This window comes from Yersinia kristensenii, assembly GCF_900460525.1.
GTDB lineage: Bacteria > Pseudomonadota > Gammaproteobacteria > Enterobacterales > Enterobacteriaceae > Yersinia > Yersinia kristensenii.
In genome coordinates this window covers 1842591-1857587 of record NZ_UHIY01000001.1, presented here as the reverse complement: position 1 = coordinate 1857587, position 14997 = coordinate 1842591, and the positions used below count along the sequence as shown (strand labels likewise).

Genomic DNA, 14997 nt, shown 5'->3' with positions numbered 1-14997 from the left:
ATCCGGCTTATGTATGATTAAAACTATTCTGACTTGCCTCGCCCCCAAGGGATGGATGCTCACTGAGGTATTTCAGTGAAGATTTAAAATCGTCTAATAATAGCCCGGCGAAATCCATTTCGAATCCTCGGCGACACATAATGCGCATGACCACCACATCAGACATCTTCCCACTCAAGGTGAATGCCGGAACTTGCCAACCACGCAACCTCAAACGTTCAGAAAGGTCATATAAGGTATATCCCGTTTTTGCCCCTTCTTTGATGCGGAAACAGATGGCGGGAATACCCTCATATGGGCCCCCACTGCAATAGAATTCATAAGGCCCAAGTGGGGCAATTTCTTTGGCTAGGAATTCTGCCACCTGATAACAGGCGCTTTGTACCTTGGTATAACCTTCACGTCCTAAGCGTATGAATTCATAATATTGGGAAATAACTTGTCCTGCCGGGCGCGAGAAATTGATAGCAAAAGTGCCGACCTGACCGCCAAGATAATCGACATTAAATATGAGTTCTTCAGGTAAGGCTGCCGCATCACGCCAAATAACCCAACCACATCCCAAAGGTGCTAATCCGAATTTATGCCCAGAACTGCTGATTGATTTGACCCGTGGTAAGCGGAAATCCCACTCGATATCCGGCGCAACAAAGGGCGCTAAAAAGCCACCACTCGCCGCATCAATATGCATATCAATATCCAGGCCGGTATCTTTTTGCAGCTTATCCAGTGCATCATGTAAGGGTTTAGGGAATTCATAATTACCGGTGTAAGTCACACCGAAAGTCGGCACTACACCAATAGTATTTTCGTCACAGGCCTCTATCATCCGCTGTGGGTCCATAAATAATTGTCCCGGGATCATAGGAATTTCACGTATTTCGACATCCCAATAACGAGCAAATTTATGCCAGCAAACTTGTACCGGCCCACAGACAAAATTAGGTTTATTCGTGGGTTTACCTGCAGCTTCCCTTTTTTTGCGCCAGCGCCACTTCATCGCCATGCCGCCTAGCATGCAAGCTTCTGAGGAACCAATGGTATTCGTCCCTACCCCTTGCTCGCCTTTTGGCGTAGGAGCATTCCACAAATCGGCCATCATGTTCACACAGCGCATGTCTATTGCCGCCGACTGCGGATATTCCTCTTTATCAATCCAGTTTTTATTTATCGAAAGGTCCATCAGTTTATGGACATTATCGTCGTCCCACGTCTGACAGAATGTCGCGAGATTCTGTCGCGCATTACCATCAAGAAATAGCTCGTCATTTATGATTTGAAAGGCAATATCCTCACGCATTTCCTCTTTAGGAAACTTTTTATTTTCTGAAATATTACGAATAGCTTGAGAACCAAAACGAGAATCTAATAACGCAGAACGATAATCATCCAGAGATTTGCTAGTCATTTCCTACCCCTATCCTAATTGAGATGAACGATCAATTAAAAATCAGTAAAATCAAATAACTATAGAAGTTTAAATTATTATTGATATTTATTTAGTAGCAAAAAAACACATCATCAGAATGCTATTCTGATTTCACATGTTTATAAAAGTTAGCACTGGAAAAAAAATGTGCCACTCCAAATACAAATATGTTTTTAGGAAAAAGATGCTTACCTTATTATTCAGTGACTACTTTTAGGAATTTTTCCTAATATTCAACCATGAATCTCTCATATAGTATTTTGCAGGTGTTATTAGAGGGCAATTCAATTGCCCTATTTTAGGACTTAATGACTTTTTCCCGATGGCAATCATTGGCATCCAATATCTGACCTTGCTGTGAAGATACCGCCAGTTTACTAATAGGTTTCCCACTGAGATTATCAACTAAAATAGAATGCTTCTCGCCCGCAGAAAATAGATGTTCTTCACCCCATTGGCGCAAACTGACAAGAATCGGGAATAATTGACGCCCCTTATCTGTCAGTACATATTCATGGTAAGCACTGCCATCAGAGGCGGGAGCTACTCGCAAAATTCCGTGTTCTACTAAATCACGCAGACGACCCGCCAAGATATTTTTCGCCAATCCAAGATTGTTACGAAACTCACCAAAACGGCGAATCCCATCAAAAGCATCACGAATGATCATTAACGACCAGCGATCTCCCAAGATCTCAAGCGTTCTGGCAACAGGACATTCTTCTGCTGCTATCCGAGCTTCACTCATTTTGGACATTTTCTGACTCCGCATCATCGTGGAAAAACTAGTTGTATATTAAAACCACCTCTGTTAGAAATCAATTAAGTGGTTTTAATTTGAAACCAGATAAATCATCAGGCATCTTTATGTCCATCACAAAAGAATCAGAAAAAGCCAGTATCCGGCACTTGCCAACACCAGCGTTTGTACCCTACCTCACCTCAATCATGGTGCTGCTCTTTGCTATGGCGTCTGCCTTAGCTGTTGCTAATGTCTATTTTGCTCAACCTCTGCTGGATATCATGGCGGCGGATCTCAATGTAAATCCGTCGGCAATTGGTTTGGTAGTGACTCTGACACAGGTCGGTTATGCCCTGGGGCTGATATTTATTGTACCGTTGGGTGATCTTTGGGATCGCCGGAAATTGATTATCGGGCAGTTATTGCTGTCTGCTATTGTATTGATTTTAGCCAGCCTTGCCCCCACTTTTTCACTGCTCTTGATGGCAATGCTGATTATCGGTCTGATGGCAGTGGTGGTGCAGGTGCTCGTGGCTTTTGCGGCTGCACTGGCTCCAGAGCAGCAAAAAGGCAAAGTCGTGGGTCAGGTCACCAGCGGTATTGTTCTCGGGATCCTCCTGGCGCGCTTTATCTCAGGCACGATGGCCGATTTTGCTGGTTGGCGTTCCGTCTATTTTTGTTCTGCGGCAGTGATTTTATTGATGGCGGTTATGCTTTATCGCGTCATGCCACACGCAGCTAAATCGGCGCCATCATCATATCGGCAACTGATATTTTCGCTGTACGAGTTATTTATCAGTGAGCGCGAACTGCGCATACGGGCTACTCTGGCGTTGTTGATATTTATGGCTTTTAGTGTGTTATGGACAGCAATGGTGTTGCCGCTGAGCAGTCCGCCCTATGCTCTATCACATAGCCAGGTAGGATTATTTGGGCTAGCAGGTATCGCAGGGGCATTAGCCGCAAGCCGTGCCGGGCAGTTGGCAGATAGGGGGCTGGGACGGAAAACAACACAAATCGCTTTGATGTTGCTGCTGTTTTCCTGGCTGCCAATCGCATTTTTGCCCCACTCACTCTGGTGGTTAGTTATCGGCGTGATGATATTGGATTTTGCGGTACAAGCGCTACATGTCACCAATCAGAGCATCATATTGACGCTACGGCCTGATGCCCAAAGCCGTTTAGTCGCGGGCTATATGCTGTTCTACTCGATCGGCAGTGGCATCGGGGCCATAAGTACGACATGGGTATATTCACATGCTGGATGGTCAGGTGTCTGTCTCCTTGGCGCGATAATCAGTACCATTGCAATACTGTTTTTACATCTGACGTACAGGAAACATTCCACAGTATAATCAATTGAATATCATAAATTTTATTTATGTCTTTTTTGTTCGAACTATACTCATGATAGTTATCGATAAATGAGTTCAGACCTTACAGGAGCTATTGTTATGCTGAATATAGACCGGAAATACCTTATAAGCGTTGATGAAAAAACGTTAAAAAAACAGCAGCTTATTATGCGAGTTATTGCCGTGTTACTGCTGCTCGGCGGGATTTTTTGTCTGATTAATCCATTAGCTTCCGGGGCCGTATTGAGCACTATCATCGGTATTCTACTGCTGCTTAGCGGGATTGCGATGATAGTCGGGATGATAGCCAACCGCACTCATAACCTTTGGCCTATGGTTACCGGAATATTGCTAGGAGTGGCATACATCGTGATGGGTTATGTATTCATTACCAATCCTACAGTGGGGATGATAAGTCTAGCGATAGTATTAGCGGTGCTGTTTGCTTTTGGTGGCGTCATGCGGCTGATAACCGGCTATAGAACATGGGGATTACCGGGTGCATGGCTGCAAATTTTACTGGGTGTATTGGACTTAATCATTACCTATCTGCTGGTCAGTGCCGGGCCCTTGATGTCAATCACCATGGTCACCACTTTGGTCGGGATTGAGATGTTGTTTAGCTCATTTGGCTGCTTTATGGTTGCAGGTTTATATAAACGTTAATATTAACACCTCTCCCTAAGCGGTATCGTGGACGGCGATACCGCTGGCCTGGGAATATTTTCATGTTCTCGACTCCTTATTGATACTCACCATGGGAAGCGCCACAGTGAGTATTAATATATCTAAATTAATCACCCCCAATAAATACAGGCAGGTTACGTGAAACTCACTGATTTTTTAATTGCTCTATTGATTACTGCCATCTGGGGAGTCAATTTCTCTATTATCAAACTGGGCTTAATTACCGCAGATCCACTTATTTTAGCCGGTATTCGTTTTGCCCTCTGCGCATTACCCGCCGTATTTTTCATTAAGAAACCAGATACCTCATGGCATTATATAATAGGTTACGGCCTCTTATTTGGTATCGGTCTATGGGGCATTGTCAACTTGGGTATCAAAGCCGGTGTGTCGGCGGGGATCGCTTCTTTAGTGCTGCAATTTGGGGCTTTTTTCACTATGCTCCTTGGCGCATTTCTATTTCGCGAAAAATTATCCAGATATCAATATATTGGTATCATCGTCGCATTACTCGGATTAACCAGCATCATTTTCGTCAGTGACGGTTCAGTAACACTCGTCGGCCTGGCATTCGTCTTATGCGGTGCAGTCGTCTGGGGATTGGTCAGTATCATTATTAAAAAATCCAATACTAAACAGGTATTTGCTTTTTTGGTATGGTCGAGTCTATTTTCCCCTATCCCATTATTCCTACTGAGTTATCTGTTTAATGGCGCTAGCGGGTTTACTGAGTTGGCGTCTCAGTTTAATGCCACCACGCTGTTTTCTATTTTATTTCAGGTTTACCCAAATACGTTATTTGCCTATTGGATCTGGAATTCATTACTCACCAAATACCCTGTTTCAGTGGTCGCGCCATTATCCCTATTAGTGCCCATTTTTGGTATGTTAGGTTCAGTGATGATTTTCAATGAAAGTATTCCAACAGGGAAAATTATCGCGATGGTATTCATTATTAGTGGGCTGATTATCGGCCTATATGGCAAACGACTGATTGACCGACTAAAAAGGAAATCCTCAGTGGCTCTCATTGAATAAAATGCAGTCATATTCATGACGGCTATCACAATCAGCACATTGTGATTTCCCAAGCTGCACTGCACCGTCTAAATTTGAATAAAAAATCTCATCCGACCACTTACTGAACTCAACGGTGGCGAAGAGAAATAACAATAATGGAGACTGCAATGTTAGCTTATCCTCACCTACTCGCGCCCCTAAATCTTGGTTTTACCACCTTGAAAAATCGCGTATTAATGGGGTCGATGCATACCGGGCTGGAAGAGTTGCCCGATGGCCCACAGCGCCTGGCCGCGTTCTATGCGGAACGAGCGGCAGGAGGCGTCGGCTTGATTGTCACTGGCGGCATTGCGCCCAATAAAAAGGGCGTGGTGTATCAGGGCGCATCGGTGCTAAATGACGCCTCACAAGTGCCGCACCATCAAATTGTGACCGATGCAGTGCATCGTGCCGGCGGTAAAATCGCGCTACAAATTCTGCATGCGGGCCGTTATAGCTATCAAAAACAGCCGGTTGCACCCTCAGCATTACAAGCGCCAATTAACCCTTTTACTCCTCAGGCATTGAGTCACGACGAAGTGCTGCAAACCATTGCCGACTTTGCAAACTGCGCGCGATTAGCCAAACAGGCGGGTTATGACGGTGTAGAAGTCATGGGTTCTGAGGGATATTTGATTAATCAATTTATTACCGCCAAAACCAATCATCGCAATGATGAATGGGGAGGTGACTTTACGCGTCGAATGCGCTTTGCCGTTGAAATCGTGCGGGCAGTCCGAGAGGCGGCCGGCCCTGATTTTATCTTAATTTACCGCCTTTCTATGCTCGATTTAGTCGAGGACGGCTCCAGTTGGGATGAAATTGAACAGTTGGCGCTGGCGGTCGAACAAGCGGGTGCCACCCTGATTAACACCGGCATTGGCTGGCATGAGGCCAGAATCCCCACTATCGCCACCATGGTGCCACGCGCCGGATTCAGTTGGGTGACCCGTAAATTGATGGGGAAAGTGAATATTCCATTGATCACCACCAACCGGATTAATGACCCCGCAGTGGCGGAGCAAGTGCTGACTGACGGCTGCGCAGATATGGTGTCAATGGCGCGTCCATTCCTCGCTGATGCCGCTTTTGTGCAAAAAGCGGCTCAAGATCGGGCGGATGAAATTAACACCTGTATCGGCTGTAATCAGGCCTGTCTGGATCAGATTTTCGACGGCAAACTGACTTCGTGCCTGGTTAATCCTCGCGCCTGCCGTGAAACTGAAATGCCCGTATTACCGACAGACGCGCCGAAGCGGCTCGCGGTGGTCGGCTCCGGCCCTGCTGGGTTGGCTTTTGCTGTCACGGCGGCCAGCCGCGGTCATCAGGTCACACTCTTTGAGGCGGCGACAGATATTGGCGGCCAGTTCAATATTGCCAAGCAAATCCCCGGTAAAGAGGAGTTCTACGAAACACTGCGTTATTTCCGTCGCCAATTAGTGCTCCATGGTGTCATTCAGCAGTTAAATACCCCGGTACACGCCAGGCAATTGGCTGATTTTGATGAAATCATTCTCGCTTGTGGTATTCAGCCGCGTTTGCCCGCCATCAAGGGTATTAACCATCCGAAAGTGCTGACCTATCTGGATGTATTGCGTGATAAAAAACCGGTCGGTGAACGGGTGGCTATTATTGGCGCGGGGGGCATTGGGTTTGATACTGCCGAATATCTCAGCCAATCCGGTGATTCCAGCAGCCTGGATAGCCGCGCATTCAACCACGAATGGGGCATTGATCAAGATTTAGCCCATCGCGGCGGGCTATCGCCAGAGGGAAGCAAAGCCCATCCATCACCACGAGAAATTTTTCTATTGCAGCGAAAGACCAGCAAAGTCGGTGAAGGGCTTGGGAAAACAACCGGTTGGATTCACCGCACCAGTTTGGCGATGCGTGGCGTGAAGATGCTCAACAGTGTCAACTACGAAAGTATTGATGATGAGGGCTTGCATATCATTCGGGCGGAACAAGCCAGTTGTCTCCCCGTCGATACCATTATTATTTGTGCGGGCCAGGAGCCACGTCGAGAATTGCATCAGCCCTTGCTGGATATGGGCAAAATCGTGCATTTGATTGGCGGTGCTGACGTCGCCGCAGAGCTAGATGCCCGCAGAGCCATTGATCAAGGAACACGGCTGGCGCTGGCGATATAAGCATGAGTAAAAAGCGGGAAGTGGTAAATACCACGCCCCGCAGCGTCCAGGACAATCGCTTCGGGGTTAATTTTAGCAAAGGATTATCCAAAGTCCTTGGCGTCACCGGTAGGCAGCAAGCAAACAAATCCCGATGAGCTGACTCAAGTCAGTGATTCGGGTGAGTGCGCGCCGCTAACACCCCGGTGGCTTCAAGGACAAAGGATTATCCAAAGCCATTGGCGTCACCGGTAGGCAGCAAGCAAACAAATCCCGATGAGCTGACTCAAGTCAGTGATTCGGGTGAGTGCGCGCCGCTAACACCCCGGTGGCTTCAAGGACAAAGGATAATTAGAAATCGCTGTACGACATATCCAGACTACCACTGCCACCGCCCTCAGAGCGGGATGAAGCCGTTTTTACCGCTTTAAGCACCATAAACTTCTGGTTGGAATCCAGTGTCTCGCAGTTACCAAACAAACGTTTCAGTTTGTGGAAGTAATCCAGATGGCGGTTCCCGACGATCATTAGCTCGCCGCCCACTTTCAGGCAACGTTTGGCATCACAGAACATCTGCCAGGCCACGTGGTCACTGACCGCGTGTTGTTGATGGAATGGCGGGTTACAGAGTACCAACTGTAAGCTCTCGCGCTCCACACCAGCCAAACCATGGCTTACCATAAACTCACAACGCGACAGATCTTGCGGGCGATTATAGGTGATATTCAGCTCGCTGGATGCCACCGCCATGTAGGACTCATCCACGAATAACATTTCTGCCAGCGGGTTTTGTTCCAGCGCGATTAAGCCAACCACCCCATTACCGCAGCCCAAATCGGCTATTTTACCTTCTACATCATAAGGTAAGATTTCCATGAAGAAACGCGCACCGATATCCAAATTATTGCGAGAAAAAACGTTCGCATGGTTATGGATGACATATTCAGTGTTTGCCAATGGCCAATCCGTGGTTTCCGGCGCCTCTGACTGTGGAATATCGGCGACTTCACAGTGAATCAGCCGTGCTTTTTTCCATGCCAGCGTCGTTTTGGTCGGCCCCAGAATTTTTTCAAACAATTGCAGGGTGGAATTATGCACATCACGGGATTTCGCCCCGGCAATAATCACTGTATCCGGCGCGACAACGCGACGCAATGCATGCAATTGATGCTCCAGCAGCGCTAATGCTTTAGGGATCTTAATCACCACCAGCTTAGGAGCCGCAGGCAAGGCATCCATACTGCTCAGCAAAGTGACAGCTTCTTCATCCAGATGATTTAAACGCAAATTATGCGCCGTCGCCAACTGACTCATATAAGAGTCACTGACACTAAATGGACGATGAGCATGTAAAGCACAGGCCAGCGTGCCAAACTGGTCGTTAAACACCAGTACCGGACGGCCATCAATTTGGCTTAAGTCAATGTTTTGTAGCAGATATTCATCTGCTGCTTCCCACGCCTGTAAGGTGTTGGAATTTTCTTGTGGGGGAAAACGTTCAAGCTCAAGGCTTTGTGTCCCCAGTAAGAGTTGGCTCATCACCGCTCCTGAATAATAAATTTGGGCTGTTTATCCCCTAAAATGGGCGCTCAGTAAAATGTTTTTTTGCTTAAATGTCGTTTTATCGAAACCAAGACCGGCAAAAAGGGAGAAATGCTTGGGTTTGGCCGAGAAAAAAGACTAACAAACGCCTCAAAAGCGCTTAATGGTGAGTGTATTTTACCCTGATACCAATCATTACCAAATCTTAGTTTTATGCCAATTCATTAGCAATCGATACTATTCCTGTTAACCCAACATAAAATATCCAGCCAGACGAATTTTAATAGATTATTAATTCTATATTATGCGTCATTCATAAAACTAATTAAATAATGAATAACTTATTATTTAATAATATCCAAATTTATTTTAATGGGTAATAACATAATATTTTGATATCAACCCGAACATTTTGATTGAAAACCCTATAGCGCGTCATTCATAAAGTTTTAATATTAATTACCAGGAAGGTAAACCAATAATGTATATATCAAATATCATTCAGCCGGATGACCATACCCTTACCCAGAGAATATCTTCAAATCATGCCAAATACCGTTTATCTCCATGTGCCAAAGCCATCGGAGCCCTGTTGTTGGTATTCGGTAGCGCAGCGGCTTGGGCTGATAACCAACCGAAATTAACACCGGAACTAGCATTATCAACATCACAACCACCTCAAACTTTTCGGGTAAACAGTCCGGACCTTGACGCACGTAAGACCAACCCCCAACGCGAAGACACCAATATTGCTATGGTTACCGCCCATATAGTGGAGATTGCAACTGGCTTGCCAGATATAGTGCCATCAATACAGAAATCACAAGAACCAATGCCGCAACCGCCAGAACCATTGCATATTGATGTCGTGACAATAGCAACCAATCTGGTGGAACTGGCAGCTACCATGCCAGAGTTCTTGGAAGTAAGGCAGGAACTACTACAACTTAATGAAGAAAAAACCGCACGTGAGACCAACCCCCAACGCGAAGATACCAATATTGCTATGGTTACCGCCCATATAGTGGAGATTGCAACTGGCTTGCCAGATATAGTGCCATCAATACAGAAATCACAAGAACCAACGCCGCAACCGCCAGAACCATTGCATATTGATGTCGTGACAATAGCGACCAATCTGGTGGAGCTGGCAGCTACCATGCCAGAGTTCTTGGAAGTAAGGCAGGAACTACTACAACTTAATGAAGAAAAATCCGCAGCCGGAGCTGTAGCTAAACCCGCTGACGGAGCTGTAGCTAAACCCGCTGACGAAGCTGTGGCTAAACCCGCAGCCGAAGCTGTGGCTAAACCCGCAGCCGGAGCTGTAGCTAACCCGCTGACGGAGCTGTGGCTAAACCCGCTGACGAAGCTGTGGCTAAACCCGCAGCCGGAGCTGTGGCTAAACCCGCTGACGGAGCTGTGGCTAAACCCGCTGACGGAGCTGTAGCTAAACCCGCAGCCGGAGCTGTAGCTAAACCCGCTGACGAAGCTGTGGCTAAACCCGCTGACGGAGCTGTGGCTAAACCCGCTGACGAAGCTGTGGCTAAACCCGCTGACGAAGCTGTGGCTAAACCCGCAGCCGGAGCTGTAGCTAAACCCGCAGCCGGAGCTGTAGCTAAACCCGCAGCCGGAGCTGTAGCTAAACCCGCAGCCGGAGCTGTGGCTAAACCCGCTGACGGAGCTAAACCCGATGCAAAAGCTAAAACAGCGCCATCCCGCCCCCAGAAAAAGGCCCCTGTACTGGTATCTAAACCCGCGCCCATCATTGGCCACAATCCGCAAGTCGGTAGCTATATTGCTAACCAGATCGCGGCTCAACAGATGTTTATTACCGATGACTTACAACACCGCCTCGGAGAAACTCGATACATTGACCCAGTAACAGGCGAGGAAAAAGGCAGTAGCTTGTGGCTCAACACTTCAGGGGCCAAAAATCGCTTTAACTCTGGCAATGACCAGTTACGGACAAAAAGTAACCGCTACGCTATCCAACTCGGGGGAACTGTGAGCGAATGGAGCAGTGGTGGAGATGACCAAGGGATTTTAGGGATAACTGCGGGTTTGGGTAAATCAACCAACCACAGCCATTCTACATCCTCTCACCATCAGGCTCAGGGTTCTGTTGATGGTTATAACCTCGGTTTATACAGCATCTGGTACGCTGATAACCAAACCCGGCTTGGGCCTTACATTGACCTGCTAACGCAATACGGCTGGTTCAATAATCAAGTTAAAGCGCCAAATGTCACGACTGCCGCACATTACAAATCTTACCTGTTTACTGGCGCACTGGAAACCGGCTACAAAATCCAACTGCTCGAAACAGCCGATACCAAGCTTTCGATACAACCCAGAGCAAAAGTACTGTGGCAACGTACTAGCGGGTTACTGCATAAAGAGCCTAATGCAATACTCATTAACGTCGAAGAAAATAATACAGTGACCACTAAATTAGGGATACGCACTGTACTTGAGTTCGATATTGATACCTTATCATCGGCCAAAAATCTGCAAATTAGCCCTTCTTTTGAAGCTAATTGGATCCATAGCCGTGCCAATCAAGGGGTTCAATTATCGCGAGCCTATGCCACCCCGCAGCGGGTACAGGACAAGCTAGAGTTAGCGAGTGTCAATGTTTCGCCACAAGGAAATAATAACATTGCAGACCTTAAGCTGGGTATTGAAGCTAACATTGACAGTAATCTACGGTTGTGGACTTATTTAGGCCATCAATTCGGTGGGCATAACTATAGTGATACTCAAGCCACTGTGGGGATGAATTATCATTTCTAAGCTGAAATATTTAACTCGTTTTCCCTATTAAATTGAAAACATCCATATCGGCAAAATGTAGTCACAGTGATGCCGATATGGGTAACTTTCAGTTTAAACAGCGGGATTTTATATAAGCTGCCAATCTCTATTTAAGCTGATTATTTTTGTTCAAAGAATCGCCTTTTGTCTAACCCTCTGAAAAACGCTATTATCAGCGTCAATATACACAGAGCCATTGGCAACCAGAGCAAATACATATGCAGGAACTCACCTATCTGCACGGTTACCCCGAACACTTACAGTCTCAGGTACACCAACTCATTACTGAACAGCGGTTGGGCAATGTATTGCGCCAGCGTTACCCCCAACCACATGATTACAATACAGACAAAATGCTGTATCAATATACTATTGATTTGAAAAACCAATATCTGCGCAATGCTCAGCCGTTAAGTAAAGTGGCCTATGACAATAAAATTCAAGTCATGAAACATGCATTAGGCCTACATACCGCTATCTCCAGAGTGCAAGGCGGCAAATTAAAAGCCAAAGCAGAAATTAGAGTGGCGACAGTATTTAAAAATGCCCCTGAAGCCTTTCTGAAAATGATTGTGGTTCATGAATTAGCACATTTGAAAGAGAAAGATCACAACAAAGCGTTCTACAGTTTATGCTGCCATATGGAGCCGCAATATCATCAGTTAGAGTTTGATACACGCCTCTATCTAACACACTTGGATCTATTTGGCGCGATTTACTAGACTTTGACTTGCCTATTTTGCCATAAAAACCAATCCGTTAATGGCGGGTGGTTCAATGTGTTTTTCTTCTGTAGGAATGGAGTTCACTATGATTCGTTTCGCTGTTATTGGCACCAATTGGATCACCGCGCGTTTTGTTGATGCCGCACACGAAAGTGGCAAAATGAAACTGGTCGCCGTTTACTCCCGTAAATTGGAGCAAGCCAAAAAATTTGGCGCTGATTATAACGCTACTGAATGCTTTGATGATCTTGAAGCAATGGCAGCCAGTGATCAGATTGATGCTGTGTATATCGCCAGCCCAAATTCTTTGCATTACCCTCAAGCTAAATTGTTCCTCAGTCATAAAAAGCACGTCATTTGTGAAAAGTCATTGGCGTCTAATTTTGCAGAAGTTGAAGCTTTAGTGGCTTGTGCCCGCGAACATGAAGTGGTGCTCTTCGAGGCCTTTAAAACGGCCTATCTACCTAATTTTACTCAATTAAAACAATCCCTACCGCGAGTGGGTAAATTGCGTAAAGCCTTTATCAATTACTGCCAATATTCATCCCGTTATCAGCGCTATCTGAATGGTGAAAATCCGAATACCTTTAATCCTGCATTTTCGAATGGCTCGATTATGGATATCGGTTATTACTGCCTGGCAAGTGCTTTGGCTTTATGGGGAGCCCCTAAATCCGTGCTCGCGAGCGCAAGCTTATTACCGAGTGGTGGTGTTGATGCCCACGGCACTGTTTGTCTAAATTATGGTGATTTTGATGTGGTTATTATTCACTCAAAAGTAAGCCAATCGGATATTCCCAGTGAAATTCAGGGCGAAGATGGTTCATTGGTTATCGAAAGCATTTCTGAATGCCTGTCCGTGGCCTTTACTCCTCGAGGCAGTCACTCACAAGATCTGACACAACCTCAGCATATTAATACTATGCTGTATGAAGCTGAGGTTTTTGCCAATCTGGTTGAAACTCATCAGGTAGAACACGACGGTTTGCAGTTGTCATTACTGACATCACGTATCCAAACGGAGATCCGCCGCCAAACTGGCGTTATCTTCCCGGCGGATACCCAACCACAGCTATAAGTTAATTTGCTTTCAGTGATTGACCTGCAGGCCGTTTTGAATTATTTTTGCGCGGCAAAGGGGAGTAACTTCATTGCCGGTCTGCCGTCATTACGGTGCGAAAGCACCCGGTTACCGGGCAACCTCATTAATGTACGGGCACCGGCTAAGTGCTAATACATTATTAGAGTTGTAAGTGAGACCTTGCCGGAAGGCGAGGTTTGCTTGCAGCTCAGACATAGCGGCTGGCGTCTTCCGACGTTGGCCGTTTTTGTTTTATGAGGTTCCTTAATGATGAATACCGTGGGTACTCCCTTATTGTGGGGTTGTTTTGCCGTTGTTGTGACAATTATGCTCGCCATCGACTTATTGTTGCAGGGGCGTCGTGGCTCACAAACTATGACTCTACGCCAGGCCGCCTGTTGGTCGTTGGTGTGGGTGAGTTTATCTTTGCTGTTTAACGCCGGTTTCTGGTGGTATCTGACCGAGACCATGGGCCGCGAAATCGCCGACAAGCAAGCGCTGGCCTTCCTGACCGGCTATCTGATTGAAAAAGCACTCGCCGTCGATAACGTCTTCGTCTGGCTAATGCTATTTAGCTATTTTGCTGTTCCTGCAAATTTGCAGCGCCGCGTGCTGATTTACGGTGTTTTGGGTGCGATTGTGCTGCGAACTATCATGATCTTCGCCGGAAGTTGGTTAGTGTCACAATTCAGTTGGATTTTGTACCTGTTTGGTGCCTTCCTGCTGTTTACCGGCATCAAAATGGCATTGGCCAAAGAAGACAATACGCCGATCGGCGAAAAGCCACTGGTACGTTGGATCCGCAATCATCTGCGCATGACTGACGAGTTACATGGCGACCGCTTTACTGTGCGCAAAAACGGCCTGCTCTATGCTACACCGTTGGTGCTGGTATTGATTCTGGTTGAACTGAGTGATGTGATTTTTGCCGTTGATAGCATCCCGGCGATCTTCGCTGTCACCACGGATCCCTTTATTGTTTTGACCTCTAACCTGTTTGCTATTCTAGGCCTGCGCGCCATGTATTTCTTGTTAGCAAACGTGGCTGAGCGATTCTCAATGTTGAAGTACGGTTTATCCGTCATTTTGGTCTTTATCGGTGTCAAAATGATGATTATCGATCTGTTCCATATCCCTATTGGCATTTCATTAGGTGTGGTAGCAGGCATTTTGGCTCTAACATTGTTAATTAATGCGTGGGCAAATCATCGCGCAGATAAGCGTTTAGCAGCAGATAAGACTGCTCATAAATAGTCAGTATCGCGACACAATATATTATGCGGGGCAATTATGGCCCCGCATTTATCTCGCTTATTTCGTCAATAGCCAAATGTTATTGCCATCACACAAATGTAAATGAAATGTTATGCAAATTTGATCCGCATTGGATTTTGCTGATTGTTTCTTTCCTGCTCAATAGATTCCCTTATACTG

Annotated in this window: 11 protein-coding genes and 1 pseudogene; 9 read left to right on the top strand and 3 right to left on the bottom strand. The window is 46.2% G+C overall.

Annotation, left to right across the window (positions count from 1 at the left end):
* Positions 1-7 precede the first annotated feature (7 nt).
* Both gad and DX162_RS08565 read right to left on the bottom strand, forming a co-directional pair.
* A complete protein-coding gene (gad, locus tag DX162_RS08570; RefSeq protein WP_004390167.1) occupies positions 8-1408 on the bottom strand; it encodes a glutamate decarboxylase in 1401 nt (466 codons plus the stop codon).
* 319 nt (positions 1409-1727) lie between these two features.
* The gene (locus DX162_RS08565) at positions 1728-2186 is read right to left on the bottom strand and encodes a winged helix-turn-helix transcriptional regulator (RefSeq protein WP_032819648.1); all 459 of its coding nucleotides are present in this window, start codon (positions 2184-2186) and stop codon (positions 1728-1730) included.
* A 110-nt stretch (positions 2187-2296) separates the two neighbouring features.
* Here DX162_RS08565 and DX162_RS08560 point away from each other — a divergent pair, with 110 nt between their 5' ends.
* The 4 genes from DX162_RS08560 to DX162_RS08545 all read left to right on the top strand — a co-directional run bounded on the left by DX162_RS08560 (position 2297) and on the right by DX162_RS08545 (position 7422).
* Positions 2297-3526 carry an MFS transporter gene (locus tag DX162_RS08560; RefSeq protein ID WP_032819673.1) on the top strand — a complete coding sequence of 410 codons (1230 nt, stop codon included), beginning with the start codon at positions 2297-2299 and terminating at the stop codon, positions 3524-3526.
* Positions 3527-3625: 99 nt separating this feature from the next.
* Entirely contained in the window at positions 3626-4192 is a 567-nt protein-coding gene (locus DX162_RS08555; protein ID WP_004390170.1) for an HdeD family acid-resistance protein, read from the top strand.
* Between the two features lie 159 nt (positions 4193-4351).
* On the top strand, positions 4352-5251 hold the full coding sequence (locus tag DX162_RS08550; protein WP_004390171.1) for an EamA family transporter: 900 nt from the start codon (positions 4352-4354) through the stop codon (positions 5249-5251).
* Positions 5252-5400: 149 nt separating this feature from the next.
* Entirely contained in the window at positions 5401-7422 is a 2022-nt protein-coding gene (locus DX162_RS08545; RefSeq protein ID WP_004390172.1) for an oxidoreductase, read from the top strand.
* 330 nt (positions 7423-7752) lie between these two features.
* On the opposite strand, the gene rlmG is transcribed toward DX162_RS08545, so the two are convergent.
* Positions 7753-8940, bottom strand: a complete 1188-nt coding sequence (gene rlmG / locus DX162_RS08535; RefSeq protein WP_032820570.1) for a 23S rRNA (guanine(1835)-N(2))-methyltransferase RlmG — start codon at positions 8938-8940, stop codon at positions 7753-7755.
* 484 nt (positions 8941-9424) lie between these two features.
* Between rlmG and DX162_RS08530 the strand changes: the two genes are divergently transcribed.
* From DX162_RS08530 to DX162_RS08510, 5 genes and pseudogenes are all read left to right on the top strand, one after another.
* Complete coding sequence (locus tag DX162_RS08530; RefSeq protein WP_004391964.1) at positions 9425-10390, top strand: hypothetical protein; 966 nt, start codon at positions 9425-9427, stop codon at positions 10388-10390.
* The gene (locus DX162_RS08525; RefSeq protein ID WP_227744194.1) at positions 10291-11736 is read left to right on the top strand and encodes an autotransporter outer membrane beta-barrel domain-containing protein; all 1446 of its coding nucleotides are present in this window, start codon (positions 10291-10293) and stop codon (positions 11734-11736) included. The genes DX162_RS08530 and DX162_RS08525 overlap by 100 nt, the downstream gene beginning before the upstream one ends.
* Positions 11737-11960: 224 nt before the next feature.
* Positions 11961-12479: pseudogene (locus DX162_RS08520) on the top strand (M48 metallopeptidase family protein); the annotation flags it as partial.
* 88 nt (positions 12480-12567) lie between these two features.
* A complete protein-coding gene (locus tag DX162_RS08515; RefSeq protein ID WP_032820573.1) occupies positions 12568-13560 on the top strand; it encodes a Gfo/Idh/MocA family protein in 993 nt (330 codons plus the stop codon).
* A gap of 270 nt (positions 13561-13830) precedes the next feature.
* Positions 13831-14817, top strand: a complete 987-nt coding sequence (locus DX162_RS08510) for a TerC family protein (protein ID WP_004391968.1) — start codon at positions 13831-13833, stop codon at positions 14815-14817.
* The last annotated feature ends 180 nt before the right edge of the window (positions 14818-14997 follow it).

Excerpts from the sequence above, each read along its gene's own strand:
- DX162_RS08560 (WP_032819673.1), top strand. The coding sequence starts at position 2,297 with ATGTCCATCACAAAAGAATCAGAAAAAGCCAGTATCCGGCACTTGCCA.
- DX162_RS08515 (WP_032820573.1), top strand. The coding sequence starts at position 12,568 with ATGATTCGTTTCGCTGTTATTGGCACCAATTGGATCACCGCGCGTTTT.
- rlmG (WP_032820570.1), bottom strand. The coding sequence starts at position 8,940 with ATGAGCCAACTCTTACTGGGGACACAAAGCCTTGAGCTTGAACGTTTT.
- DX162_RS08565 (WP_032819648.1), bottom strand. The coding sequence starts at position 2,186 with ATGTCCAAAATGAGTGAAGCTCGGATAGCAGCAGAAGAATGTCCTGTT.
- DX162_RS08530 (WP_004391964.1), top strand. The coding sequence starts at position 9,425 with ATGTATATATCAAATATCATTCAGCCGGATGACCATACCCTTACCCAG.
- DX162_RS08555 (WP_004390170.1), top strand. The coding sequence starts at position 3,626 with ATGCTGAATATAGACCGGAAATACCTTATAAGCGTTGATGAAAAAACG.
- gad (WP_004390167.1), bottom strand. The coding sequence starts at position 1,408 with ATGACTAGCAAATCTCTGGATGATTATCGTTCTGCGTTATTAGATTCT.
- DX162_RS08545 (WP_004390172.1), top strand. The coding sequence starts at position 5,401 with ATGTTAGCTTATCCTCACCTACTCGCGCCCCTAAATCTTGGTTTTACC.
- DX162_RS08510 (WP_004391968.1), top strand. The coding sequence starts at position 13,831 with ATGATGAATACCGTGGGTACTCCCTTATTGTGGGGTTGTTTTGCCGTT.